Annotated in this window: 27 protein-coding genes; 9 read left to right on the forward strand and 18 right to left on the reverse strand. The window is 62.8% G+C overall.

Going from position 1 to position 25,249, the window contains the following annotated elements; all coding sequences use genetic code 11:
• The first annotated feature begins 13 nt into the window (after nucleotides 1-13).
• Genes VCJ09_RS22845 through VCJ09_RS22860 form a run of 4 tightly spaced genes read left to right on the forward strand, consistent with a single transcriptional unit; the run spans nucleotide 14 to nucleotide 2,541 of the window.
• Nucleotides 14-430 carry a DUF4426 domain-containing protein gene (locus VCJ09_RS22845; protein WP_079203734.1) on the forward strand — a complete coding sequence of 139 codons (417 nt, stop codon included), beginning with the start codon at nucleotides 14-16 and terminating at the stop codon, nucleotides 428-430.
• Nucleotides 430-1,026: an RdgB/HAM1 family non-canonical purine NTP pyrophosphatase gene (gene rdgB / locus VCJ09_RS22850; RefSeq protein ID WP_324732293.1), complete on the forward strand. Its 597-nt coding sequence runs from the start codon at nucleotides 430-432 to the stop codon at nucleotides 1,024-1,026. Before VCJ09_RS22845 ends, rdgB begins: the two co-directional genes overlap by 1 nt.
• On the forward strand, nucleotides 1,023-2,183 hold the full coding sequence (hemW, locus tag VCJ09_RS22855) for a radical SAM family heme chaperone HemW (RefSeq protein WP_324732294.1): 1,161 nt from the start codon (nucleotides 1,023-1,025) through the stop codon (nucleotides 2,181-2,183). The genes rdgB and hemW overlap by 4 nt, the downstream gene beginning before the upstream one ends.
• A gap of 34 nt (nucleotides 2,184-2,217) precedes the next feature.
• Complete coding sequence (locus VCJ09_RS22860) at nucleotides 2,218-2,541, forward strand: DUF3392 domain-containing protein (RefSeq protein ID WP_324732295.1); 324 nt, start codon at nucleotides 2,218-2,220, stop codon at nucleotides 2,539-2,541.
• A gap of 6 nt (nucleotides 2,542-2,547) precedes the next feature.
• On the opposite strand, the gene zapE is transcribed toward VCJ09_RS22860, so the two are convergent.
• The 8 genes from zapE to VCJ09_RS22900 form a co-directional block, all read right to left on the reverse strand.
• Nucleotides 2,548-3,675: a cell division protein ZapE gene (zapE, locus tag VCJ09_RS22865; RefSeq protein WP_324732296.1), complete on the reverse strand. Its 1,128-nt coding sequence runs from the start codon at nucleotides 3,673-3,675 to the stop codon at nucleotides 2,548-2,550.
• 303 nt (nucleotides 3,676-3,978) lie between these two features.
• A complete protein-coding gene (locus VCJ09_RS22870) occupies nucleotides 3,979-4,512 on the reverse strand; it encodes a DinB family protein (protein WP_324732297.1) in 534 nt (177 codons plus the stop codon).
• Nucleotides 4,513-4,669: 157 nt separating this feature from the next.
• On the reverse strand, nucleotides 4,670-4,831 hold the full coding sequence (locus VCJ09_RS22875; RefSeq protein ID WP_324732298.1) for a DUF2986 domain-containing protein: 162 nt from the start codon (nucleotides 4,829-4,831) through the stop codon (nucleotides 4,670-4,672).
• 60 nt (nucleotides 4,832-4,891) lie between these two features.
• Nucleotides 4,892-5,446 carry a restriction endonuclease gene (locus VCJ09_RS22880; protein WP_324732299.1) on the reverse strand — a complete coding sequence of 185 codons (555 nt, stop codon included), beginning with the start codon at nucleotides 5,444-5,446 and terminating at the stop codon, nucleotides 4,892-4,894.
• Nucleotides 5,447-5,680: 234 nt separating this feature from the next.
• The gene (locus tag VCJ09_RS22885) at nucleotides 5,681-6,412 is read right to left on the reverse strand and encodes a TSUP family transporter (protein ID WP_324734719.1); all 732 of its coding nucleotides are present in this window, start codon (nucleotides 6,410-6,412) and stop codon (nucleotides 5,681-5,683) included.
• Nucleotides 6,413-6,802: 390 nt separating this feature from the next.
• On the reverse strand, nucleotides 6,803-7,549 hold the full coding sequence (locus VCJ09_RS22890; RefSeq protein ID WP_324732300.1) for a DUF3726 domain-containing protein: 747 nt from the start codon (nucleotides 7,547-7,549) through the stop codon (nucleotides 6,803-6,805).
• Entirely contained in the window at nucleotides 7,549-9,270 is a 1,722-nt protein-coding gene (locus tag VCJ09_RS22895; RefSeq protein WP_324732301.1) for a hypothetical protein, read from the reverse strand. Before VCJ09_RS22895 ends, VCJ09_RS22890 begins: the two co-directional genes overlap by 1 nt.
• A gap of 178 nt (nucleotides 9,271-9,448) precedes the next feature.
• Nucleotides 9,449-10,351: a LysR family transcriptional regulator gene (locus VCJ09_RS22900; RefSeq protein WP_324732302.1), complete on the reverse strand. Its 903-nt coding sequence runs from the start codon at nucleotides 10,349-10,351 to the stop codon at nucleotides 9,449-9,451.
• 93 nt (nucleotides 10,352-10,444) lie between these two features.
• Between VCJ09_RS22900 and VCJ09_RS22905 the strand changes: the two genes are divergently transcribed.
• From VCJ09_RS22905 to VCJ09_RS22920, 4 genes are all read left to right on the forward strand, one after another.
• A complete protein-coding gene (locus VCJ09_RS22905) occupies nucleotides 10,445-11,887 on the forward strand; it encodes an aldehyde dehydrogenase family protein (protein WP_324732303.1) in 1,443 nt (480 codons plus the stop codon).
• Nucleotides 11,888-11,897: 10 nt separating this feature from the next.
• On the forward strand, nucleotides 11,898-12,887 hold the full coding sequence (locus VCJ09_RS22910) for a membrane dipeptidase (protein WP_324732304.1): 990 nt from the start codon (nucleotides 11,898-11,900) through the stop codon (nucleotides 12,885-12,887).
• A gap of 48 nt (nucleotides 12,888-12,935) precedes the next feature.
• Nucleotides 12,936-14,495: a BCCT family transporter gene (locus VCJ09_RS22915; RefSeq protein ID WP_324732305.1), complete on the forward strand. Its 1,560-nt coding sequence runs from the start codon at nucleotides 12,936-12,938 to the stop codon at nucleotides 14,493-14,495.
• Nucleotides 14,496-14,576: 81 nt separating this feature from the next.
• Nucleotides 14,577-14,948 (forward strand): RidA family protein, encoded by a 372-nt coding sequence (locus VCJ09_RS22920; protein WP_324732306.1) that lies wholly within the window; start codon nucleotides 14,577-14,579, stop codon nucleotides 14,946-14,948.
• Between the two features lie 199 nt (nucleotides 14,949-15,147).
• On the opposite strand, the gene VCJ09_RS22925 is transcribed toward VCJ09_RS22920, so the two are convergent.
• The 5 genes from VCJ09_RS22925 to VCJ09_RS22945 form a co-directional block, all read right to left on the reverse strand.
• Nucleotides 15,148-16,491 (reverse strand): DUF1329 domain-containing protein, encoded by a 1,344-nt coding sequence (locus VCJ09_RS22925; protein ID WP_324732307.1) that lies wholly within the window; start codon nucleotides 16,489-16,491, stop codon nucleotides 15,148-15,150.
• Nucleotides 16,492-16,872: 381 nt separating this feature from the next.
• A complete protein-coding gene (gene trmB, locus VCJ09_RS22930) occupies nucleotides 16,873-17,592 on the reverse strand; it encodes a tRNA (guanosine(46)-N7)-methyltransferase TrmB (protein WP_324732308.1) in 720 nt (239 codons plus the stop codon).
• A gap of 182 nt (nucleotides 17,593-17,774) precedes the next feature.
• The gene (locus tag VCJ09_RS22935; protein ID WP_324732309.1) at nucleotides 17,775-18,569 is read right to left on the reverse strand and encodes a thiazole synthase; all 795 of its coding nucleotides are present in this window, start codon (nucleotides 18,567-18,569) and stop codon (nucleotides 17,775-17,777) included.
• A 254-nt stretch (nucleotides 18,570-18,823) separates the two neighbouring features.
• Nucleotides 18,824-19,024, reverse strand: coding sequence for a sulfur carrier protein ThiS (gene thiS, locus VCJ09_RS22940; protein WP_079203751.1), 201 nt, complete (start codon nucleotides 19,022-19,024; stop codon nucleotides 18,824-18,826).
• A gap of 139 nt (nucleotides 19,025-19,163) precedes the next feature.
• Nucleotides 19,164-19,541: a DUF423 domain-containing protein gene (locus tag VCJ09_RS22945; protein ID WP_324732310.1), complete on the reverse strand. Its 378-nt coding sequence runs from the start codon at nucleotides 19,539-19,541 to the stop codon at nucleotides 19,164-19,166.
• 67 nt (nucleotides 19,542-19,608) lie between these two features.
• On the opposite strand from VCJ09_RS22945, the gene mtgA reads away from it, so the two are divergent.
• Nucleotides 19,609-20,343 carry a monofunctional biosynthetic peptidoglycan transglycosylase gene (gene mtgA, locus VCJ09_RS22950; RefSeq protein ID WP_324732311.1) on the forward strand — a complete coding sequence of 245 codons (735 nt, stop codon included), beginning with the start codon at nucleotides 19,609-19,611 and terminating at the stop codon, nucleotides 20,341-20,343.
• A gap of 20 nt (nucleotides 20,344-20,363) precedes the next feature.
• Here the strand turns inward: mtgA and VCJ09_RS22955 are convergent, their stop codons facing one another.
• The 5 genes from VCJ09_RS22955 to ftsY form a co-directional block, all read right to left on the reverse strand.
• On the reverse strand, nucleotides 20,364-20,963 hold the full coding sequence (locus VCJ09_RS22955) for a hypothetical protein (RefSeq protein ID WP_324732312.1): 600 nt from the start codon (nucleotides 20,961-20,963) through the stop codon (nucleotides 20,364-20,366).
• Nucleotides 20,964-21,024: 61 nt separating this feature from the next.
• On the reverse strand, nucleotides 21,025-21,879 hold the full coding sequence (rpoH, locus tag VCJ09_RS22960; RefSeq protein ID WP_079203754.1) for an RNA polymerase sigma factor RpoH: 855 nt from the start codon (nucleotides 21,877-21,879) through the stop codon (nucleotides 21,025-21,027).
• A gap of 112 nt (nucleotides 21,880-21,991) precedes the next feature.
• Nucleotides 21,992-23,008 carry a permease-like cell division protein FtsX gene (gene ftsX / locus VCJ09_RS22965; RefSeq protein ID WP_324732313.1) on the reverse strand — a complete coding sequence of 339 codons (1,017 nt, stop codon included), beginning with the start codon at nucleotides 23,006-23,008 and terminating at the stop codon, nucleotides 21,992-21,994.
• On the reverse strand, nucleotides 23,008-23,676 hold the full coding sequence (gene ftsE / locus VCJ09_RS22970) for a cell division ATP-binding protein FtsE (RefSeq protein WP_324732314.1): 669 nt from the start codon (nucleotides 23,674-23,676) through the stop codon (nucleotides 23,008-23,010). The genes ftsX and ftsE overlap by 1 nt, the downstream gene beginning before the upstream one ends.
• A complete protein-coding gene (ftsY, locus tag VCJ09_RS22975) occupies nucleotides 23,676-25,154 on the reverse strand; it encodes a signal recognition particle-docking protein FtsY (protein ID WP_324732315.1) in 1,479 nt (492 codons plus the stop codon). Before ftsY ends, ftsE begins: the two co-directional genes overlap by 1 nt.
• Between the last annotated feature and the right edge of the window lie 95 nt (nucleotides 25,155-25,249).

A 25,249-nucleotide genomic window follows, 5' to 3' on the forward strand; every position in this document is an offset into this window, starting at 1 on the left:
GAGGAGAACCACCATGCGTCGCATCGCCCTACTGTTTATCGCCCTGTGCCTGAGTCTGCCGGCACTTGCCGAACGCAAACAAAGCTTCGGCGACCTGGACGTGCACTACAGCGCCTTCAACTCCAGCTTCCTGCAACCGGATATCGCCGCGGCGACGGGGCTCAGCCGCAACAAAAAACAGGGCGTGCTGAATATTGCGGTGCTCAAGGCCGGCCAACCGACCGCCGCCGCCGTCAGCGGCGAGATTCGCAACCTGCTCGGTCAGATCCACCCCCTGCAGTTCAAGCAGGTGAAAGAAGGCACGGCGATTTACTACCTGGCGCAGTTCCCCATCGAGCAACAGGAGATGTTGCGCTTCAGCCTCAGTATCCAGGCGGACGGCGGCAACACGCACAGCCTCGACTTCAACCAGGAACTCTTCCCCGACTGATGATCCAGTTAAACGAGCTCGTCCTCGCCAGCCATAACGCCGGCAAACTCAAAGAACTCCAGGCCATGCTGGGTGATGCGGTGCGTGTGCGCTCAATCGGCGAGTTCAGCGACCTGGAGCCCGAAGAAACCGGCTTGTCATTCATCGAAAACGCCATCCTCAAGGCGCGCCATGCCGCGCGCGTATCGGGCTTGCCGGCACTGGCCGATGACTCCGGCCTGGCCGTGGACTTTCTTGGCGGCGCACCGGGCATCTATTCGGCGCGTTATGCCGATGGCCGCGGCGACGCGGCGAACAACGCCAAACTGCTCGAAGTCTTGCAAGGCGTCCCTGACGTGCAGCGCAGCGCGCAATTCGTCTGTTGCCTGGCACTGGTGCGGCATGCCGAAGATCCCTTGCCGATCATCTGCGAGGGGCTCTGGTACGGGCATATCCTGCATACCGCACGCGGCGAACAGGGCTTCGGCTACGACCCGCTGTTCTGGGTCGAGGAGCGCCAGTGCTCCAGCGCCGAACTCGCGCCCGGCGAGAAGAACCAACTGAGCCATCGCGCCCGCGCCATGGCCCTGCTCAAGCAACGATTGAGGCTGGCATGACACTGTCCACGGGCGGGGGCTTCCAAATGCCCCCGTTAGCGCTGTATATCCATATTCCCTGGTGCGTGAAGAAGTGCCCGTACTGCGATTTCAACTCTCACGCCGCCGGGCCGACGCTGCCGGAAGAAGAATACGTCGACGCCCTGCTCGCCGATCTCGATGAAGATCTGCCGCAGGTCTACGGCCGCCAACTGACCTCGATTTTCTTCGGTGGCGGCACGCCCAGCCTGTTCTCGGCCAAGGCGCTGGGGCGTTTGCTCGAAGGCGTGGAGCGCCACGTGCCCTTCGCCGCCGATATCGAAATCACCCTGGAAGCCAACCCCGGCACCTTCGAGCAGGCCAAGTTCCGCGACTACCGTGGGCTGGGCATCAATCGCCTGTCGATCGGCGTACAGAGTTTCCAGGCCGCCAAGCTCAAGGCACTGGGCCGCATCCATGATGGTGACGAGGCGATCCGCGCCGCCGACATGGCGCGCGCCGCCGGCTTCGACAACTTCAACCTGGACCTGATGCACGGCCTGCCGGATCAGTCGATTGAGGATGCCCTCAGCGATTTGCGCATCGCCATCGCCCAGGGTCCCACCCACCTGTCCTGGTACCAGCTGACGGTGGAGCCGAATACGGTGTTCTGGAACCAGCCACCGGTGATGCCCGAGGACGATATCCTCTGGGACATCCAGGAAGCCGGTCAGGCGCTGCTGGCCGAACACGGCTACGCCCAGTACGAGGTGTCCGCCTACGCCCAGCCCGGCAAGGCGGCGCGACACAACCTCAACTACTGGAGCTTCGGCGACTTCCTCGGCATCGGCGCTGGCGCCCACGCCAAGCTGAGCAACCCGGACGGCACGATCAAGCGCAGTTGGAAAACCCGCCTGCCCAAGGACTACCTAGACCCCAGCAAAGGCTTCAGCGCTGGCGAGCGAGTGCTCGGCCCCGACGAACTGCCCTTCGAATTTTTGATGAACGTGCTGCGCCTCTCGGCCGGCAGCGCCAGCGAGCTGTTCACTCAGCGCACCGGCTTAGCACTCAGCCAGTTGGCCGCCGCCCGCGCCGAGGCCGAGCGCCGTGGCCTGCTGCACAGCGACCCGACGCGCCTGACGGCGACCCGCGAAGGCCAGCTGTTTCTCAACGACCTGCTGCAACACTTTCTACCCTGACCTGCTGTGCGCCACGCGGCGCTAAGGACCCCGTTTGGACCTGTTATTCGACCTGATTGCCACCCTGTCGCGCTGGAGCCGTGGCCACCTCTACGACATCGCCCTGGCCATCATGGCCACCCTGCTGGTGCTGTTCGGCCCCGGCATCAATGCCTGGGTGCAACGCAGTATCGGCGGCCTCAACTTCATCTTCCGCACCCTGATTTTCGTCCTGGTCTGCGCGGTCGGCTACGGCCTGGCAATGGTCTTCGTCACCCCCTGGCTGGCCCAAGGCCTCGGCCACTTCAACAACTACACCCTGGCGCCGGTGTTGCTACTGGTGTTCTTCCTGATCGGCGTGCTGGCGGATCGCAGCTAGCGGTGACTAGGCGTTGGCAAAGCGTTGCAGTTGCATCTCGTGCAAACGGCTGAGGGTGCGGCGAAACGCAAAGGCCAGATAACCCTGGGTATACAACTGATCAAGCGGCACCTGCGCCTCCAGATACAGCGGCACGCGGCGGTCGTAGCACTCATCGACCAGGGCGATAAAGCGCCGCACGCTGTCGTCATGCACCGACAACTCGGGTAACTCGCGGTCGCCGGCCTGCACCCGCTCGACACCATCCTCGGTGCCACGGGCAATCTTCGCGGCGCGCTGCTGCGCACTCAGGTTGGGCACCTCGCTCAACACAATGGCCGAGTAACGATCACACAGGCCGATGAAATCCAGGGCCGACAGCGGCTGCTCGCACAGCTCGGCGTAGCGACACCAGAGCGCCGTCGCGCTACGCCGCACCACGTTAATCGCCCGGTGCCCCAGCGTTATCTGCTCGGTCGAGGCCGGCTGGCCTGGCGTCAACTGCTCGAACACCTCACTCAGGCCGCTCGGCTGCTCTGGATGCGCCACCCAATAGCGCGGCTGCGCGGCGCCCGGATGCAGGCGATGGTCCTGGCCGCCATCGATACCCAACACCTGCATGTGCTGCTCGATCGCCACGATCGCCGGCAGAAAGCGCTCGCGGTTGAAGCCCTCGGCATACAGCTGCCGCGGCGGCTGATTGGAGGTGGCGACCAGCACCACACCGGCCTCGAACATCGCCTGTAGCAAAGGACCGACAATCATCGCATCGCCGATGTCATTGACGAACAGCTCGTCGAAACACAGCACCCGCACCTCTGCGCTCAGCTCGCGCGCCAGCGCCTGCAAAGGGGCGGGTGTGCCGGTCAGCTGAAACAGACGGCGATGCACCCAGCTCATGAAGTGATGAAAGTGTTGCCGCCGCGCCGGCACCCGCAGGCTGCGATGGAACTGGTCCATCAGCCAGGTCTTGCCACGCCCCACCGGCCCCCAGAGATACACCCCGGCCGGTGGCTGCCCAGCGCTGTCGGTTTGATGCAGGGCCTGGTGGCAGTCCTCCAGCAACTGCGCGGCCTGCCACTGCGCCTGATCCGACTCGAAGCCCTGCTGCTCGATGGCCCGCCTATAGGCTGCCAGGGGTGACGCCACATCCATACAACTACCGCTCGCTTAACCCAGCCCGTAATGGCGGCGGCTATTTTACAGGCTCGCGGCTGGCATGCGGCATCAGGCTGACGACCGCATAGCCCTCAAGCAATCTGGCACGGCCAATCGCAGAGGCTGCTGGACAAGCAAGCGTTGTCCAGCAAGTCGTTCCCAGGCTACCTCGCTTGTACATGGGCTAAATTTTGACCGTATAACGTTGGGCTAAAGGGCAGACACAGTCAGCACATGAAATGCGCAGCATGTGCTGACTGGGGCTGTCCCGCCGCAACGCGGCGACTTTAGAGCGACTTGTTATGCATTTGGCACAATAAAGACAAGGTCGGTTATACCAACATCGATACCAGACTGACTCAGAAGTGTTGTTATTTGCCCCCTATGATGCGCTTGGTGATTGAAAACATGCATAAGCAGACTGAAAAAAATCTTCGTAGAAGCTACACCCTTAGTGTTCTGGTAACTAACAGCCTGCGAAAGCTCTTCGTCACTTAATGAAGAAACCAGATCTGAAAGGATTTCATCTATTAGTTGGCGACGGTCTTTAAGTTCGCTGAAGTTCTCACAGAGAAGTACGTCAAGTGACTCAGGGCACGACAAATCCAGTATCTGATTCAATGCCTGATGCGCGAGCAAAGCAGGCGTAAACCGTTTGAGCCAGATAGTGTCAGCCACACAGATATGATTTAACGTGCCAAATATTGAACTAAAGAATGCACCTTTATTCTCATGCAGCTTTTCTGGCGGAAGCGTTCCCGCGGCTTCGTAAATCTTTTGATTCATCCACTGGTTATAGTCTGCCATTAGGCAAACATGATCCTTCAACTTCATGGTGGCATGCTCTATAGACATAATGATTAAGCCAAGGGGCGGCGGTACGCCGTCCCAGCGAATGAAATTTGCGATTTCAGCGCCTTATTATGCGCGCCTGCACAGAATATCTTACCCGCCACTATATAGAACTAACTTGGCGCTTAAGATACATGGATCAGCTCTCAGAAAAAATGGTTGCGGCTTGAGTGGTCTCAGTAGCTAGTTTCAAACGGTCAGCTTTACTAATGTAGTTAGACTTACTTTTTGGCGCCAATTTGGCACTGGCTTTTTTGGCGTGCGCCTTTAATAACTGATTTATTTTTTTACGACGATTCATATTCCACTACTCAGTTTGTAAATTCTTGAATAATATCAGCTCAACATATTGAGTCCCTAGTTAGGAGCACATTACACCTACTCTCCGAAGATCCTCAACCGTAAGCTTCAGTGCGCTCATGTTTATACTGCCAGTGTCGTTCTCATGAATATGCCAGGCCATGAATTTTGGTAGATTTAACCAAACTGGCGGTTCCACGGGAATTGATGAGCGCGTTTGGTAGGCTGCGCTACCGCTTGTGACGCGTATTAAGGCTATGCCGTGAGCTTTGGCATATTTTATAGCCCCGGACTGGAAGCCCGTTGTTGTGAACAGCATTCCCTTATGTGCTCCAAGTGATCTGACTTTGTCATGGAGGATTTGTACTGTTTCTCTCTCAACTGGAGATGAGTATTTCTTGCACTCGATGAGAACAATAAACTCTGCGCCGCCAAACCCTTGGAACTTAGCCAAAACATCTATTTGATACGTAGAGTCGTGAGCTTCTAGCTTGGAATCGTGAGTGACCTCCAGCGAGGTCAAACCATCACCTTCTTGCGTAATCCAATTTTTTACGAGCAGCTCAAACTCCTTTGGAGATATATCAAGTTCGCTGTGTGTAAATGGTGGGATCACGCGGTAAGTCCTGTGCTTCTAGCTAGTAATTAGCCGACATGTCGCAGATCGCTCCTTGTCGCCCTATAAACCCTTGTCTAACTCACAGGTGGTCGCGGCAAACGCGACATCACTCGGGGGCAACGCTACATGGACGGCAAGCCCCAGCGAAGCTACTGATTTGCCATCAGGCTGTCCACCGGCTGTTTTGACTTAGCCACGCATGGCAGTCGCTCAACCGCTTCGGCCTAGCGCCTAAGCCAACAGCCGCCACAGGCTGTGCACCAATAAACCACTGCCCGCCAGCAGAGAGAGCAGCAGCAACAGCTGGCGCGGGCTGCGTTTGTCGAAGCGGCCGTCCAGGCAGCGGGCCAGGGCATAGCCGGCCACCACGCCAGGCGCCAGCTTGAGTGTGCTGTGCAGGTAATCCATCGGCATGCGGTCCTGGTAGAGCAGGAACAGCACCGAGACCGGGGTGGTCAGCAGGAAGAAGGCGGCCAGTTCATCGCGCGCGCTGATGCGGCTGCAGCTCTGGTAGACCAGAGCCATGGGCGGGCCGCCGACCGAGGTGGCGGTGCCCATCAACCCCGAACAGAAGCCGGCGATGGCCAGGTTGCGCGGGTTACAGCGCACTTCCAGCCAGCGGTAGCTGCTGAGGGTCGCCAGCAGCACGCAGGCGCCGAGCAGCAGGCCGAGCCAGGCGGCAGGCAGCAAGCCGAGCAATAGAGCGCCGCACCAGGCGCCGGGCAATCGCGCCAGAATGGCCGGCAAGGGCCGACGCCAGGCCATCGACTGGCGATTGCCGAGCAGCATGCAGCAGGCCAGGAGAAAGCCCAGCAGCAGGATCGGCCCGGGCACGTAGCTGGGGTCGAGCAGATACAGCAGCGGCGCCGCCAGCAGGCCGAAGCCGATGCCCAGCAGCCCCTGCACCAGGCTGCCGCCCAGCACGATCAACAGCGCCAGGCAGTCGCTGCCGCTGTAGTCCATCAAGGACTGTATCTACCTAGTGTCGTGTCAATCATGCAATGTCGGATCATTGTAGGGTGGGTGGGGCCGCCTAGGTCGGGCCGCGCAGGTTAGCGGCGCCAACCTGCGAACGATCAGGCCGCGCTATGGTGGCACGCCGCGTAACCCACCAGACGATAGGCCTGCATCGCGCCGATGGTGGGTTACGGCGCAACGGATCTTGCAGGCTCATCGCGATCGGTAGCATGCGCCGAACCCACCCTACAGGGATCGCGGTACATGGGTACGACCGCGATTAACCGACAGTTAAACGTTGTCGTGACACTAGCCTTAACAGGCCTTTGAAAAATGTAGCGAGCGCAGGCTAAGCAGGGCGCAATCAGCCGAGCGCAGTCGTTTTTCAACGGTCTGTTAACGGCCACCGGCGCCGCTGCGCGACTGCTCGGAGTTCTCCACCAGCACCGCTTCGGCCAATTGGTTGAGCTGTTGCCACAGCTCGATGGAGATATCCATGCCGGCTTCCAGGGCGCCCTCGCCGGCACGGGCGAATTGCTCGGGGCTGACCTGGCGATAGCCGCTGCGCTGACCCGCGCTGCCGTGCAACTGCCCCTGCAGGTCGATGCGGGTGCTGAGCAGCAGGGTCAGCGTCTGGGTGTCGGCCGTGGCGGGATCGGCCAGCAGCACCTCGCTGTAGCTCGGGTAGCGGGCGCCGGCGGCGATGCTGGCGACATGCTCGCTGATCGGCTGCTTGCCGTTCTGCCAATAGGCCAAGCCGCTAATGCCCTGCCGGGCGCAGTCGACCAGCAGCTTGAGGATGAACTTGCGGTTGTGGCAGTTGCGCACCTTGACGTTGACGCAGCCCTGCTCCAGTACCTTGGTCTGCGCTAGCTCGACGATGCTCGGCAGGCAGTTCAGGCCGCTGCGGCCAAAGCAGTCGAACAGCAGCGCCTGGCTCTCCTCGGCCAGCAGCTCCATCGCCGGCCGCTGGCTGTCGGCGACATAGGGCAAGGCGCGCTGCAGCTCGCCGAAGCCCTGCTCGCCATGCACCTGCAGCCATTTCACCAGGCCGGCGGCGTCCTCGTAGTAGCCGACGGGATAGCCCATGCCTTCGAACACGCGCTTGAGCAGGGAGGTCAGTTCATTCGACGAGATCAACATCAGCGCTTCTCCTCAGTCGGGGCCAGGGGCAGGAACCAGTCGTCCTCGAACGGCTGGCCGATATCCTCCAGCAGCGGCGCGCCCTGGAACATGGTGTTGCGCACCCACAGACGCGAGCGCGGGTCGAACTTGCTGACGCCGAAGAAGGCCAGCTTGCAGCGCAGCAGGTGCATGGGCAGCACCTCGCGATCGAGCAGGTTGGCCTGGATCTCGCCGTAATGGGTCTTGGCCATGCTCTGCATGCGCCGCACTATGCCGCGCTGCTCGGGGTGACGGAGGAGGAAGCTGGCGGTGCACTGCGCGGGATGCTCGGCCAGGTAGGCGCCAAGCTGACGATGACACTGCTGCGCCAGGTAGCCGATGCCCAGGGGCATCTGCTTGTCGCGGCCGCTCTCCAGGTTACAGTTGCCCAGGCGCGGCTCCTGCTTCTCCTCGGAGCGGTACCAGAAGGTTTCGCTGGCGCCGTCGGCCGCAAAGTCGATGGCCAGGGCCCAGGCGTAATGCTGCTCGATCAGCGCCTGTAGCTCGGCGGCCGGCATCTGCGGTTGTAGTTCGAGGGATTCGACCAGGGAAAAGCTGTCTTCCAGGCTGTCGATCAACTCCGGGTAGAGTTCCAGCAGGATGCAGTTGAGCAGCTCCTGACCCTGCAGGCTGAGCTGCTGCTCGGCCCAGGTCGACAACTGCTCCCAGCCTTGCAGCGGGTGGCTGGCGAGCCAGTCCTGCAGCGCGGCGAAGTCTTCCAGCACCACCCGGTTGTTGCCGGTCTGCCAGTCGTCCTCGGTGACGGTCTGCTGGATATGCGCGATGCCGCGCACGACCAGCACCTGCAGGCGCGCCAGACGTTCGGCGGTGACCTGGCCGAGGCCGCGCACCCGCGCCAGGGCCAGCTCGCGCATCTCGATCCAGCGGCTGATCAGCTGCGGGTGATTGATCAGATAGGGCGCCATGCCCAGGCCGGTGGAATTGCCGATGCCGAAGTAGCGCTTGAGCGCCGGCTGCAGCGGCACGGCGGTGTCCGGCGCGCGCTGACGGGCGATGTGCTCGGCCTGCTGCAGGCTGAAGTTGCGCAGCATGAAGCAGTTGAACATCTCGGCGGCGAAGGGTCGGGCGAAGTCCGGGTGCTTGCTGCTGACCTTCTCCCAGTCGGCCATGCCCAGCTTGCCGCTGCCGTACACCGCGGTGGTGCGATAGAGGTAGCCGACCTTGGCGATCTGCTCCACCTCGGGCTGCTGGCCGGCGCTCAGGGCCGCCACCACGCTGTCGAAGTTGCGCACGCTGCGGTTGGCCCGCGACAGCACCATCACCCGTGAGTCGAGGCGGCCGGCTTCCTGCAACGGCACGTTTTGCCGCAGGTACTCGACGTAGGTGTCGTCCACCTCGCCCTCGCACAGCGCCATGGTCAGGTCCCACTCGCTGGCGATCACCCGGTCGTTGCGCTTGTCCGGGTCCAGATACTGGGAGAACAGCACGAAGCTGAACAGGTCGCCGGTGGTCTGCACGCGGTAGACCACGGTGCCGTAACCCTCGGCATCCAGTTCGAAACGCCGCGCCTCGATCTGCCAGCCCTCGCGCATGATCTTGCGCACCAGGCAGCGCATAAAGCTCAGGCGACTCTGGTGCAGGCTGCCGAGGCGTTCCAGGTCCATGACCACATGGGCCGGACGCAGGCGGATCGCCTGTGCCCCGCGCTTGGCGGGATCGATGCTGGAAGGAGTGCTCATAAGCTTGACCTCGACTGGCGCAAACCGTACCCGGCACTGCGGCCTGTTGAGGGCCAAGCGGGATACGGAGGATTGTTGTTATCTGCCGTCGATGGTGGTCCAAGGGCCGGCGCAGGGCAATTCAGATCGCCCTATCAGCCGATAAGGGAAACTTATCTATAACGCCATCTCGATCAGATTAAAGCGCACTCGGGTCCAGTTCGTTGTCGCGCAGGATGAACTCGAACAACGCCTGGGCCGCCACCGGCAACGAGCGATTGGCCAGGCAGACGATGCCGATGTCGCGCGTCACCAGCGGCTCGCTCAGCGGAATGAAACGCAGCTGGCTGTGCTCCGGCGGGAAGGCGAATCGCGGCAGGGTGGTGATGCCCATGCCGGCTTCGAGCATGGCCAGCAGGGAAATCATGTTGGACATAAAGAACTGCGCGTCGGCCACCAGCTCTTCGGCCTCGGTGCCAGCCAACAGGCGCGAGGTGCCGTTGCCGATCAGCCGCTCGCCACGCAGTTGCTGCCAGCTCAATTCGGCTTCGCCAGCCAGGCGATGATCGCTGCGGCAGACCACGCCGATGCTGTCCTCCCAGATCGGGATGAAGCGGATGTCGCTCTCCGCCTCCCACAGGCTGGCAATGCCGAAATCCACCTGCTGGTTCTCGACCATCGCCAGCACCACCTCGGAGCTGTCGTCGAACAGGCTGACGTGCAGGTCGGTGGCGTCGCCGATAAAGCGCGTGAGGATATCCGGCAGCAGGCGGCTGGCGATCGACGGCACCGAGGCGATGCGCAGGTGCCCGGACTTGTGCTGGGCGATCAGACTCATGTCCTTGATCACCCGGTCGTGGTGGGCGATCAGCTCCTTGGCGTAGGTCATGAACTGCACGCCGAAGGGGGTCAGCTCCGGCCTGGCCGCACGGGCGTTGCGCTTCTCGAACAAGGATTGGCCGAGCTTGCCCTCCAAATCGCGGATCGACAGGGAAATCGCCGGCTGGGTGCGGTGGGCCTTTTCCGCGGCGGTATGAAAGCCCTGCAGCTCATACACCCAGACGAAATGCCGCAGTTGGACGATCTTGAGGTCGGGAAGCACGGTAAGTTTTCCTTATCAAACAATATTTACAACTCATTTTAGTTTATCGAAAACCGCGCCTACCATTCGTTAACAGTTTGAGAGGAGGTGCATATGTCCGGCGATATCTTTGCTAACTACATCAATGGCGAGTGGCTTACGGGCTCCGCGACTATCCGTAATATCAGCCCCGCGAACATCCAGGATGTGCTGGGCGACTATGCCCAGGCCGACGCCGGGCAAATCGAGCAGGCCCTCGACGCGGCTATCGCCGGTCAGCTCGAGTGGCAGCGCAGCGGTCTGGAGCAGCGCTATCAGGTGCTGACCGCGATCGGTGACGAATTGATTGCGCGCAAGGCCGAACTGGGCGAGCAGCTGGCCCGCGAAGAAGGCAAGACCCTCGCCGAAGGCATGGGCGAAGTCTACCGCTCCGGCCAGTTCTTCCACTACTACGCCGCCGAAGTGCTCCGGCAGATGGGCGAGACCGCCGATTCGGTGCGCCCCGGCGTGGAAATCGAAACCCGCCGCGAGCCGGTCGGTGTAGTCGCCATCATCACCCCGTGGAACTTCCCCATGGCCACCGCGGCCTGGAAGATCGCCCCGGCGCTGGCGTTCGGCAATGCCGTGGTGTTCAAGCCGGCCAACGCGGTACCGGCCAGCGCCTGGTCGCTGAGCGAGATCATCGCCCGCCAGGGCCTGCCGGCCGGCACCTTCAACCTGCTGATGGGCAGCGGCGCCGCAGTCGGCGACGCGCTGATCCACTCCAACAAGATCGATGCCCTGAGCTTCACCGGCTCGGTCGAGACTGGGCGCAAGGTGGCCTGCGCCACCGCCGCCAACTTCGTCCGCTGCCAGCTGGAAATGGGCAGCAAGAACGCCCTGATCGTGCTCGACGACGCCGACCTCGACCTGGCCGTGGACTGCGCGCTCAACGGCGCCTTCTTCGGCACCGGGCAGAAGTGCACCGCCTCCTCGCGCCTGATCGTCACCGCCGGCATGCACGACCGTTTCGTCGCCGCCCTGGTCGAGCGCATGGGTCAGCTCAAGGTCGGCTATCCGCTGCGCGAAGGCACGCAGATAGGCGCGGTGATCGACGGCAAGCAGCTGGAGCAGAACCTGCGTTACATCGAGCAGGCCAAGGCCGATGGCGCGGTGCTGGCCTGTGGTGGCGAGCGCATCGAGGAAGAGTACGAAGGCTTCTATATGCGCCCGGCGCTGTTCGTCGAGACCCGCAACGACATGCAGATCAACCGCGACGAGGTGTTCGGTCCGATCGCCTGCGTGATCAAGGTCGCCGATTACGAGGAGGCTCTGGCCACCCTCAACGACACCGACTTCGGCCTCACCGCCGGGATCATGACCCAGTCGTTGAAGGTCGCCAGCGACTTCAAGCGCCGCGCCAAGACCGGCTGCGTGATGGTCAACCTGCCGACCGCCGGCACCGACTACCACGTGCCGTTCGGCGGCCGCAAGAACTCCAGCTTCGGCCCGCGCGAGCAAGGTACCTACGCCCGCGAGTTCTACACCGTGGTCAAGACCACCTACATCCGTGCTTGAGGACGGCGCCATGCATGACGACCTGATCGTGATCGACGGCCTGCAGTACTCCAACTGGGACCGTGAGCTGTTCACCCAGCTGCGCCAAGGCGGAGTCACTGCGGTGCACGTGACCCTGGTGTACCACGAGAACGCCCGCGAGACCTTGAGCCGCCTCGGTGAGTGGAACCTCCGCTTTGAGCAACACGGCGACCTGATCATGCCGGTGGCGAGCGCCGCCGACATCCGCCGGGCCAAGGAGCTGGGCAAGGTGGGGATCTTCTTCGGCGCGCAGAACTGCTCGCCGATCGAGGACGATATCGCCCTGATCGAGGTGTTCCGCCAGCTCAACTTGCTGATCATGCAGCTGACCTATAACAACCAGAGCCTGCTGGCCACCGGTTGCTACGAGGGCAGCGACAGCGGCATCACCCGCTTCGGCAAGCAGGCCATCGCCGAGATGAACCGGGTCGGCATGCTCATCGACATGTCGCACAGCGCCGAGCGCAGCACCCTGGAAGCCATCGAGCTGTCGAGCCGGCCGATCATCATCTCCCACGCCAACCCGGAGTTCTTCCATCCGGCCAAGCGCAACAAGTCGCAGACCGTGCTGCGTGAACTGGGCCAGTCCGGCGGCCTGCTCGGCTTCAGCCTGTACCCCTTCCACCTGCACAACGGCTCGGACTGCACCCTGGCGCAGTTCTGCGACATGGTCGCGCGCACCGCCGAGCTGATCGGCATCGACCACATCGGCATCGGCACCGACCTGTGCCAGAACCAGCCGCAGTCGGTGCTGGAGTGGATGCGCAGCGGCCGCTGGTCGAAGCAGGTCGATTACGGCGAGGGCTCGGCGAGCAACGCCAGCTGGCCCAAGCCGCTGACCTGGTTCGGCGACAGCCGCGACTTCCCGAACATCACCCAAGGCCTGTTGCAGCGCGGTTTCAGCGCCGAAGACACCGCCAAGGTGATGGGTCTCAACTGGCTCAACACCCTGGAGCAGGGCCTCAAGCCTGCCCCGTAACTGTCCTGAACAACTCAACAAGTACAAAATTCTTGTCAGGAGAACACTATGAATAGCAAATCGCAGGCGGCCCAGATGGGGGCCGTCGACAGTGGCAAACGCTCCCTGCTGCATGATGTGGATGTACCCGTACTGCTGATGAGCGGCGGCGCCGTGCTGCTGTTCGCCATCCTCGCGCTGCTCGACATCGAGCTGATGACCCAGTGGGTCAATACCGCCTTCGCCTGGTCGACCAAGGTGTTTGGCGCCTACTGGCAGGTGTTGTTGCTCATGACCTTTGTCATCGGCCTGTTCCTCGCCATGGGCCGTACCGGCCGCGTGCGCCTGGGCGCCCTGGCTGCGCCCGAGATGCCGACCTACACCTGGGTGTCGATCATCATGTGCACCCTGCTCGCCGGCGGCGGCGTGTTCTGGGCGGCGGCCGAGCCGATGGCGCATTTTCTCTCGCCACCACCGCTGTACGGCGGTGCGACGGGCACCCCGCAGGCGGCCTACAACGCGCTGGCACAGAGCTTCATGCACTGGGGCTTCCTCGCCTGGGCGATTCTCGGCACCCTCAGCGGTATCGTGCTGATGCACCTGCACTACGAAAAAGGTTTGCCACTCAAGCCGCGCACCCTGCTCTACCCCATGTTCGGCGAGCGCGTCATGACCGGCTGGTTCGGCGCCCTGATCGATGCCTGCTGCGTGCTGGCGGTGGTCGCTGGCACCATCGGCCCGATCGGCTTCCTCGGCCTGCAGGTCAGCTTCGGCCTGGAGAAGCTGTTCGGCATCACTAACGACTACGGCACCCAGCTGATCATCATCGGCGCGCTGGTGGCGACCTATACCATTTCCGCCGTGTCCGGGGTGACCCGTGGGATCAAGATCCTCAGCCAGCTGAATGTGGTTCTGGCAGTGGCATTGATGCTGTTCATCCTGCTGCTCGGCCCGACCGCGTTCATCTTCGATGCCTACGTGCAGTCCATGGGCATCTACCTGGACAAGTTCATCCCGATGGCCACCTTCCGCGCCGACCCGGCCTGGCTGGACTGGTGGACGGTGTTCTTCTGGGGCTGGTTCCTCGGTTATGGCCCGCTGATGGCGATGTTCGTCGCACGTATCTCGCGCGGTCGCACCATTCGCGAGCTGGTGACCATGATCGCGATAGTCGCGCCGGTGATCACCTGCTTCTGGTTCACCATCGTCGGTGGCAGTGGCCTGGCCTTCGAGCTGAGCAACCCCGGTTCGGTGTCCGAAGCCTTCGCCGGTTTCAACCTGCCCGGCGCCCTGCTGGCGATCACCGCGCAGCTGCCGCTGGGCTACCTGATCTCGGTGCTGTTCCTGATCCTCACCATCATCTTCGTCACCACCACCGGCGACTCGATGACCTACACCATCTCCATGGTGATGACCGGCACCGATCACCCACGCTCGGAGATCCGTGTGTTCTGGGGCGTGATGATGGGCGTGGTGGCGGCCCTGCTGATCTCCATCGGCTCGGGCGGTATCAGTGCGCTGCAATCGTTCATCGTCATCACCGCCGTGCCGGTGTCCCTGGTGCTGCTGCCGGCCCTGTGGAACGCACCGCAGATCGCCCGGCGCATGGCTGACGAGCAAGGGCTGTAACCGATTCGACGCTAGTTTTCTGAGGGAAGGCGACAGCCGTCGCCTCCCTCTTTTTTATTCCCCACGAAATAGGAGCACGCCATGAAACAGGCCGTGAAAACCCAGCTGTTCCCGTCCAAGGCCCCACTGGAGTGGGCGGTGATCGGCAGCGGCACCCTGTACACCGCGCAGATCCCCATCGACGCCCAGGGCCAGGTGGTGCCCGGCGGCATCGAGGCGCAGACCCGGCAGACCCTGGACAACCTCAAGCACACCCTGGAATGCGCGGGCCTAGGCATGGACGCGGTGACTCAGGTGCTGATCTACGTCACCGACCGCAGCTACCTGGCCACGGTCAACGCGGTGTACGCCGAATACTTCAGCGCGCCCTACCCCAACCGCGCGGCCATGGTCATCGCCGGCCTGGCCCGCGAGGAAATGCTGGTGGAGCTGGTGGTGTATGCCGTCGCCTGATCTGCTTGATGGGCAACGCGCTGGCTCGGCACCACCGGCTGGCGCGCAGAGTGCCTGGCACTCAACCCCTGGAGCGGCCACCACACCAATCCAGGGTCCTACTCCTCGCGCACCAGCGCCTAATCGCCACAAACGAGGACGGCGCCGCGCACAGCAAAAAGCCGCCAGTTAGGCGGCTTTTTTGCGCTTGGTTTGCGCCTCAGTTACCGTCGCGGCGCAGGGCCTGCGGGGTGAAGTCGCGCGGGCTCAGCGGCGCGTTAAAGTCGTACATCGACTCGTTGTTATCCAGGCCATCGACGAAATAACGAGCGCCCTTGAGGTCGTAAACGGTTTCCAGGGTGCTGCCGAACATCGGCACCTCGTAGTAACTGATCGGGTGGCTTTCCTGCAGCCCCGTCAGTTCGCCATTCTTGTCATACAGATCGACCGCGAGGATCTGCCAGCTGTCCTCGTCCAGGTAGAAGCGCCGCTTGCCATAGGGATGGCGGAAGCCCTTGCGCAGCTCGGCCTCGACCACCCATACGCGGTGCAGTTCATAGCGCAACAGCTCGGGGTTGAGCGTGTTGCGCTTGAGGATGTCCTCGTAGGCAATGCCCTGCTGATGCACCGCGTAGCTGTTGTAGGGCACCAGCACTTCCTGCTTGCCGAGCAGATTCCATTCGTAGCGATCCGGCGCACCGTTGTAGGCATCGACCTGGTCGGCAGTGACCATGCCGTTGGTATCCGGCCGTGCGGTGTCATAGGCCAGCATCGGCAGCCGGCGCACGCGGCGTTCGCCACGGCTGAAGCGCCAGACCTTGCGGATCGCCAGCACCTGGTCGAGGGTTTCCTCCACCACCAGCGCGGAGCCCGCCAGCATGGACGGGGCAATCACCTTGTACTTGTAATAGAACAGGGTGTTGTCCAGATCCTGCGGGCTGGTGCCTTCGCGGCCATAGCGGAAGTAGACGTCACGCTCCAGCTTGAGCAGGCTGTAATCGCCATTGGCGAGCACCGCTACCTGGTTGGTAACCATGCTGAGCTGCTCACCACGGTAACGCATGATGTGGTTCCAGATGGCTTCCTGGCCGTTCTGCGGCAGCGGGAACGGGATACCCGCGGCAACGCCCTCAACGCCGTTGCCGCCGGAGATCAACTTGGCATTCTGCGCGTTGAAGCGGGTGGCGTCGTAGATGCGTTGCGGCGCCGCAGCGCTACGGCGAGTCGGATAGACGTCCAGAAAGTAGTCGGGATTGTTCTCCAGCAGCAGCTTCAGGCCGGCCGGCAGTTGCCCCTGGTGCTGGGCGAGACTCTGGCTGTCGAGCCGGTACAGCGGCGCGTCGCCGGCATAAGGGTCGGGGTGGTGCATACCGGGCCGGTAATTGGCCGGCGGCTGGGCCAACCCGCCCTGCCAACGGGGGATGGTGCCGGCGAGATTGCCGGCGCGCTCGCCACCCAGCGGGGTGAGATCCTGACCCAGCCGCGCGGCCTGGGCACTGTCGACCTGAGCCTGCGCCTGCAGCGCCACGACGGCCAGCAGCAGAATTGAACATTTTCTCAACACAACCAACTCCTCAGCGCAGTTGACGTCTTGCGCCACTGCTTTTTTGTACCCGAACCGCAAAAAGGGTCGGGATTGATGTGCTTCGCTGTTGCGGTGAGGGTTGTCCTGGTGCCGGGTTGTCCCGGTCTTGTGCAATCATCCTGCGGCTGTGGTTCAGCCGAGTCACGCTGCCGGAGCAGCGGCTGGCACGATACTCTGCTTAATTGCAGTTACCTATAGCGACGCTGACATCGCGTTCGCTGTAGAGCGACTTCTTCACAAAGGCGCAGAGGTCGTGAAAATATCGAGCGCCGTCGTGAGGCCGCCTTCCGGCGTTCGCGGCGCGGCATGTTACGGGCGTTCGCAGGCGGCCGCAGTAGACAAGAGCCGTTTCACAAGCGCTCAGTTGTCGCGCTGGAACTTCAGGTCCCAGACGCCATGGCCGAGGCGCTCGCCACGACGCTCGAACTTGGTGATCGGCCGTTCTTGCGGGCGCTCCACGCAACGGCCGTCGGCCGCCAGGTTGCGGTAACCGGGCGCCACGTTCATCACTTCGAGCATGTATTCGGCGTAGGCCTCCCAGTCGGTGGCCATGTGCAGCACGCCACCGACCTTGAGCTTCTGCCGCACCAGCTCGGCGAACGCCGGCTGGACGATACGACGCTTGTGATGGCGCGCCTTGTGCCAGGGGTCGGGAAAAAACAGCAGCAGACGGTCGAGGCTGGCGTCGGCCACGCAGTTGCGCAGCACTTCCAGGGCATCGCAGCTGTAGACCCGCACGTTGCCGAGGTTTTGCGTCATCAGGCCGTTGAGCAAGGCGCCGACACCGGGGCGGTGCACCTCGACGCCAATGAAATCCTGCTCGGGGGCCGCCGCCGCCATTTCCAGCAGGGACTGGCCCATGCCGAAACCGATTTCCAGGGTCCGCGGCGCACTGCGGCCGAATAGCCCATCAAAATCCGGGGCGCCAGCGTCCAACTGCAGACCGAACTTGGCCCAGCCCTGGTCGAGGCCGCGCTGCTGGCCCTCGGTCATGCGCCCGGCGCGCATCACGAAACTCTTGATAGCGCGGTGCTGGCGCTTGTCCTCGGCTGCAGACGAGGGTTGCTGCGATTCGGTCATCGGAGGCTCTTCAAATCGGTGATTCTTGGGTCTGCCTACAGCACGCAAAGCTCTCTCGGATCTAGCGAGCTAGAGCCAGACAAGGCAAAAATGGCTGAGGATGCGGAGTTTACGGCTGTAAATGAGCATTCCGAAGCCATTTTTAACGCCGTATGGCCGACGCGCAGCAGATCATGCTCGGTTCAACGGATCAGCCCGTCCAACGGCGACGACGCGCTGGCGTAGAGCTTCTTCGGCATGCGCCCGGCCAAATAGGCCAGGCGACCGGCTTCAATCGCGTACTTCATCGCCTCGGCCATCATCACCGGGTGCTGCGCATGGGCGATGGCGCTGTTCATCAGCACCGCCGCGCAGCCCAGCTCCATGGCGATGGTGGCATCGGACGCGGTGCCCACGCCGGCATCGACCAGCACCGGTACGGTCGCCTCTTCGAGGATGATGCGCAGGTTGTAGGGGTTGCAGATACCCAGCCCGGTACCGATCAGGCCGGCCAGCGGCATCACCGCGATACAGCCCATTTCGGCCAGCCGGCGGGCGATGATCGGGTCGTCGCTGGTGTAGACCATCACATCGAAACCGTCCTTGACCAGCACTTCGGCGGCCTTGAGGGTTTCGATCACGTTGGGGAACAGGGTCTTCTGGTCGGCCAGTACTTCCAGCTTGACCAGCTTGTGACCATCGAGCAGCTCACGGGCTAGGCGACAGGTGCGCACGGCATCCTCGGCGTCGTAGCAGCCGGCGGTATTGGGCAGGATGGTGTAGCGCGAAGGCGAGATAACGTCGAGCAGGTTCGGCTCACCCGGGTTCTGGCCGATATTGGTGCGGCGCACAGCGACCGTGACGATCTCCGCCCCCGAGGCTTCGATAGCCGCGCGGGTCTCATCGAGATCCTTGTATTTACCGGTGCCGACTAGCAGACGTGACTGATAGGTACGGCCGGCCAGGGTAAAAGGCTTGTCGCTACGTACTTGGCTCATTGCAAACTCCTAGCTGGGCGCCTGATAACAGGCCTTTGAAAATGTAGCGAGCGATGGCTAGGTCGGGGTGCGTAGCCAGGCGAAATCAGACGCAACGCAGCGTAGCGAAGTAACAGCCGCAGGCTGGCCCCGAAGGGGTGAGCGCAGCGAATCAAAAGCGCAGCGTACGACTGTACATGAACATGTTGACTGGGCTTGCATTCGAGACTGACTTCAACACGGTCTAGCCGAGCGCAGTAGTTTTCGACGGACTGTTAACCGCCACCAATCGCGTGCACCACCTCGACCCGATCACCGTCGCGAAGCGCGGTGGCGGCATGCTGGCTGCGCGGCACTATATCCAGGTTGAGCTCGACCGCGACCCGGCGTTCAGTCAGATCCAGACGGCTGACCAGGTCGGCAACGGTAGCGCCGTCGGCCAGTTCGAAAGATTCACCGTTCAACTGAATACGCATAACGCAGCGGTCACAACTTGGGAGGGGCGGGCATTCTAGCCCGATCGCGGGCGATGACCAAGGCTAAAGGATGCCATTCGTCCAGCATTCTGACGCGAGGGTCAGGTTAACCGGGTACTGGCAACGTCAGCCTCCCTGTTCAGCGCCCGGTGAAGCGCCAGCCCGCCAGGCCGAGGCACAGCCAACCGGCGAGAAAGGCCAAGCCACCGAACGGCGTGATGATCCCGAGTCCGCCGATGCCACTGAGGCTCAGCAGATACAAGCTGCCGGAGAACAACAGAATGCCCAGGGCGAAACAGCCTCCGGCCAGATTCACCAATCGGCCAGGCACCTGCAGCGCCAGCAAGGCGACCCCGAACAGCGCCAAGGCGTGGATCAACTGGTAGTGGCTGCCGGTCTGGAATACCGCGAGGTGCTCCGGGCTCAACCGATTTTTCAAGCCGTGGGCGGCGAAGGCCCCCAGGGCGACACCGGTAAAACCGGCGAAGGCAGACAGCAACAACCATAGACGCGCCATGCATCACTCCAGACAAGGGCAAACCGGCCGCTATAATGGCCGGCAAAATCCCCCTGGCCAAGCCCGCATGTTTCGCTCCATCCGCCGCCTCATATTCAAACTGCTGCTCTGCCTCATGGTCGGCTCGGCGCTACTGGTACTGGTCTTGCGCTGGGTGCCGCCACCTGGCACGGCCCTGATGGTCGAACGCAAGGTCGAATCCTGGATCGACGGCAAACCGATCGACCTGGAGCGCAGCTGGCGCCCCTGGGGCGAGCTGCCGGACGACCTGAAAATCGCGGTGATCGCCGGCGAAGACCAGAAATTCGCCGAGCACTGGGGCTTCGATATCGCCGCGATTCGCGCCGCGCTGGTGCACAACCAGCAAGGCGGCTCGCTGCGCGGCGCCAGCACGCTGAGCCAGCAGGTGGCGAAAAACCTGTTTCTCTGGTCGGGGCGCAGTTGGCTGCGCAAGGGCATCGAGTCCTGGTTTACCGGTTTGATCGAGCTGCTCTGGCCGAAACAGCGAATCCTCGAGGTCTATCTCAACAGCGCCGAGTGGGGCACCGGTATCTTCGGCGCCGAAGCCGCGGCGCGGCATCACTTCAATATCGGCGCGCCCTACCTGTCGGCCCAACAGGCCAGCCTACTGGCCGCCGTACTGCCGAACCCACGCCAACGCAGTGCCGGCCAGCCAAGCGCACAAGTCAGCCGGCGCGCCCGCTGGATTCGCCAGCAGATGCGCCAACTCGGCGGCAGCCACTACCTCAGCCGACTGCAAGTCACGCTTCCGGACTGGTGGCCGAGTTGGTTGAAATCCTGACGGGGTCCCTGCAGCTGGTGTCAAGGCTGCTTCAAGGCCTGCCGTGGCACCACATGCAACAGCAGCAGCTGTTCGTCTTCGGTGTGTGCCGTCAGCCCCGACTCGGGATAGACCCAGGCCTGGCCTTCGCCCAACTCCAGGCGTAGCCGCGGCTGGCCGACGCTACTGACCAGACGCTCAGCAGCCACGGCCTGCTGCGGCTTGAGACTCAGAGCGACGATGGCATGCGTGCCCAACTCGGCCAGTAGTTGCTGGCTGAGCGGCTGCTCCGCGTCGCGCACGCTCAATCCCGCCGCGGCCAGCAGACTGGCGCGTTCGGCCTCATCAAGGCTGACTTCGGCTTCCAGCGTCCAGGGCTCGCCACTCGCCTGCCAGTCAGCACGATAGAGCAAGCGCGGCGGCTGCAGCCAAAGCTCGCCCTCCACCTGAGTTCGCAACATCGCCAGACTCAGGCGGTTATCGGCCAAGGGCACGAGCACGGCAGTTTGCCACTCGGCCAACCAAGGCAGTGGCGCCGCCGCCGGTTGCGGTCGCATCAGCCAGGCGCCCCAGGCGAAGAACAGCAGGGCGACGGCAACAAAGATCAAGCCATGCTGCACACGCAGGGGCGGCATGTTCATACGCATTCTCCAGACGGAAAAAAGCCGCACCAGGGTGCGGCTTGTTCGGGTCACGCAGCAACTACGCCGCGATCGAGCCCTTGAGCTTGTTCATGGCGCTTTTCTCCAGCTGGCGGATACGCTCGGCGGAGACGTTGTACTTGGCGGCCAACTCGTGCAGCGTGGCTTTCTCCTCGCCCAGCCAGCGCTGGTAGAGAATGTCGCGACTGCGCTCATCGAGTCCGTCGAGGGCCTCATGCAGGTTGGCGGCAGAGCTGTCGCTCCAGTCCGCGGCCTCAAGTTGGCGCGCCGGATCGTAGCGGTGATCTTCCAGGTACTGGGCCGGCGAGTAAAACGCACTTTCGTCATCGGCCTCGGTAGCCGGATCGAAGGCCATGTCGTGGCCGGTCAGACGGCTTTCCATCTCGCGCACTTCGCGCGGCTCGACACCCAGGCTTTCCGCCACCGCGTGCACTTCCTCGTTGTTCAACCAGGCCAGGCGCTTCTTCTGGCTGCGCAGGTTGAAGAACAATTTGCGCTGCGCCTTGGTGGTGGCGACCTTGACGATGCGCCAGTTGCGCAGGATGAACTCATGGATCTCGGCACGAATCCAGTGCACGGCGAACGACACCAGGCGCACACCCATTTCCGGGTTGAAACGCTTGACCGCCTTCATCAGGCCGACATTTCCTTCTTGGATCAGGTCGGCCTGGGCCAGGCCATAACCGGAATAACTGCGCGCGATATGCACGACAAAACGCAGGTGGGCGAGCACCATTTGCCGAGCGGCTTCGAGGTCCTGCTTGTAGTACAGACTCTCGGCCAGCTCGCGCTCCTGCTCAGGGGTCAACAGCGGTATGCAGTTGACCGCATGCACGTAAGCCTCCAGGTTGGCGCCCGGGACTAAAGCATGAACAGGTTGCAAAGAAGTGGACATGTGGATCCTCCGACTCACGAATCGAACGCAGTGTAACACTGAGTTCTACGACTAGGAACGCCTGTACAAGTTCCCTTACACATAGTAAATATCAATAAAAACAATAACTTACCTATCTAGGTTCTAATTCATTCAGATGCCGGGCGACCGCCAGCCAGGCGCCGATATAGCCTAGCAATACGGCGCCAAGCAGCAACGACAGGCCGTCACCTGCCGGCACGCCAGCCAGGGCGAAGTTGCTGCCGTACAGCCCGGCCAGGCGAATCACCGCGTCATTCAGCCAGCCCAGGCCATAGGCCAGCACCAGCCAGGCCAGCAGCCCGGCACCCAAACCATAGAGCGCGCCCATATAAAGGAAGGGCCGACGCACATAGCTGTCAGTGCCGCCAACCAGCTTGATCACTTCGATCTCGGTACGCCGGTTCTCGATGTGCAGGCGAATGGTATTACCGATCACCAGCAACAAGGCCATCACCAGCAACAGGGTCAGGCCGAAGACGAAGCGATCGCCCAGGCTGAGAATCGCCGTCAGCCGCTCGACCCAGACCAGATCGAGCTGCGCCTGCTGCACCTTGGGCAAGTCGGCCAGACGCAGACGCAGGGCCTCCAGGGTGACCTTGTCGACTTCCCTGGGGGTGACCAGCACCACGCCCGGCAACGGATTTTCCGGCAAGTCCTTGAGCGCCTCGCCCAGCCCGGATTGCTGCTGGAACTCCTGCAAGGCCTGCTCGCGACTGATCCAGTCGGCCGCGGCGACATCGTCCATCGCCGCAATCTGTTCGCGCAGCGTCTGGCCTTCGGCCTCGCTCGCCTCGACCTGCAGGAACAGGGATATCTGTGCGGCGCGCTGCCAGGAACCGCCGAGACGCTCGACGTTGTCCAGCAGCAAGGCCAGGCCCATCGGCAGACTCAGGGCCACGGCCATCACCAGGCAGGTGAAGAAGCTGCCGATCGGTTGCTTGGTCAGGCGCCGCAGGCTGTCGACCAGGCTGGCGCGGTGGCTTTCCAGCCAGGCGTCGAGCTGGCTGCGAAAGTCCGGCTCGTCGCCCGGGGTTTTCGGTTCGTGCTTTTTCGGCGCGGCGCCAACGCGTTGCGCCGGCTGCGGGGGTGGCATGCGGGTGGCGCTCATCAGACTGCCTCCCCATCGCCGATCAGCCTGCCGCGTTGCAGGGTCAGCATGCGATGGCGCATGCGCGCGATCAGCGCCAGGTCGTGGCTGGCGATCAGCACGCTGGTGCCGAGTCGGTTGATGTCCTCGAACACGCCCATGATCTCTGCGGCCAGGCGCGGGTCAAGGTTGCCGGTCGGCTCGTCGGCGAGCAGCAGGGCCGGCCGATGCACGACCGCGCGGGCAATACCGACGCGTTGCTGCTGGCCGGTGGAGAGTTCGCCGGGAAACTGCTCGGCCTTGTCCGCCAGCGAAACACGCTCGAGCGCGGCACCGACGCGCTTGCCGATCTCCGGTTTGGACAGGCCGAGAATCTGCAGCGGCAGGGCGACGTTGTCGTACACGCTGCGATCGAACAGCAGCTGGTGGTTCTGGAACACCACGCCGATCTGCCGGCGCAGATAGGGGATCTGCGCGTTGGTGATCTGCCCCAGATCCTGCCCGGCCAGCAGCAGCTTGCCGGTAGTCGGCCGCTCCATCGCCAGCAGCAGGCGCAGCAGGGTGCTTTTGCCGGCACCGGAATGACCGGTGACGAAGAGAAATTCGCCGCGGCGCACGCGAAAGCTCAACTCGTGCAGCCCGACGTGACCGTTGGGGTAACGCTTACCGACCTGCTCGAACTTGATCATTACGATTCCCGCGACTGGAACAGCGCCTGGACAAAAGAGTTGGCCTCGAAGGTACGCAGGTCGTCGATGCCTTCGCCGACGCCAATATAGCGAATCGGCAGACCGAACTGCTTGGCCAGAGCGAAGATCACCCCGCCCTTGGCGGTCCCGTCCAGCTTGGTCAGGACCAGGCCGGTGAGGTTTACCGTCTGGTTGAACTGCTTGGTCTGATTGATCGCGTTCTGCCCGGTGCCAGCATCCAGCACCAGCAGTACCTCATGGGGCGCCGTGTCATCCAGCTTGCCGATCACCCGGCGGACCTTCTTCAACTCTTCCATCAGGTTGTCTTTGGTGTGCAGGCGTCCGGCCGTGTCGGCGATCAGCACGTCCATGCCGCGCGACGTGGCGGCCTGCACCGCATCGAAGATCACCGATGCCGAGTCGGCCCCGGTATGCTGGGCGATCACCGGGATCTGGTTGCGCTCACCCCATACCTGCAACTGTTCAACGGCGGCGGCGCGGAAGGTGTCGCCGGCGGCCAGCATGACCTTCTTGCCGTCCTGCTGCAGTTTTTTCGCCAGCTTGCCGATGGTGGTGGTCTTGCCGGCGCCATTCACGCCCACCACCAGAATCACATAGGGCTGCTTGGTCTGATCCACGCGCAGCGGCTGTTCGACCGGCTTGAGCAGCGCCGTCAGCTCGTCCTGCAACGCCTGGTACAAGGCGCCGCTGTCGGTCAACTGCTTGCGCGCGACCTTCTGGGTCAGGCTCTGGATAATCAGGTTGGTGGCTTCGACACCGACGTCGGCGGTCAGCAGGCGGGTCTCGAGTTCCTCGAACAGCTCGTCATCAATCGCCTTCTTGCCGAGGAATAGGCTGGCCATGCCCTCGCCCAGGCTGGCACTGGTCTTCGACAGGCCCAGCTTGAGACGGGCGAACCAGCCGCCCTGGTTATCGCCCGGCTTGTTCTGCTCGGCCAGCGCCTCCGCGACCGCAGGCTGCTCCATGATCGGCGCAACCGGCGTCGGCACCGGCGCCTCGGGTTCAGGCTGGTGAGCGACTGGATGCAACACTTCACTGCCGGCATTGATGCGGAACCGCGAAGGTCGCGGCGCCTGCACCGGCTCGGCCACAGACTCAGTCGGCGTCGGCGTCGGCGTCGGCGTCGGCGTCGGCGTCGGCGTCGGCGTCGGCGTCGGCGTCGGCGTCGGCGTCGGCGTCGGCGTCGGCGTCATTGCGGGCACGGCACTGGCAGGCAGCGCAAGCGGTTCGACCGCTGGCGCAGCGGTCTCGGCGACTGACGCTTGCGGTTCAGGGGCAGGCGTCGGCTCAGGGGCAACCGGAAGCTGACTGCTGGCGGGCTCTTGCGGCTTCTTGCGCAACCAGCCGAACAGGTCTTTCTTCTCCACGGGTTTCTCCGCGGGGTTCTCGGCAGTTGCTGGCACAGGCGGCGTAGCGCTGGGTGCGGGGGTCTTCTTGTCGTCGTTGGAACCAAACATGGAGGCCGGCTATCTCAAAGGTGCGACGCGCCAGTGGGCGGGTCTAAGACATTGCCTGCGCGGCGGGTAAAAAGCTGAAGAAACCGCACAGTAAT

Origin of the sequence: Pseudomonas paeninsulae, from assembly GCF_035621475.1 — a bacterium.
Classification (GTDB): Bacteria; Pseudomonadota; Gammaproteobacteria; order Pseudomonadales; family Pseudomonadaceae; genus Aquipseudomonas; species Aquipseudomonas paeninsulae.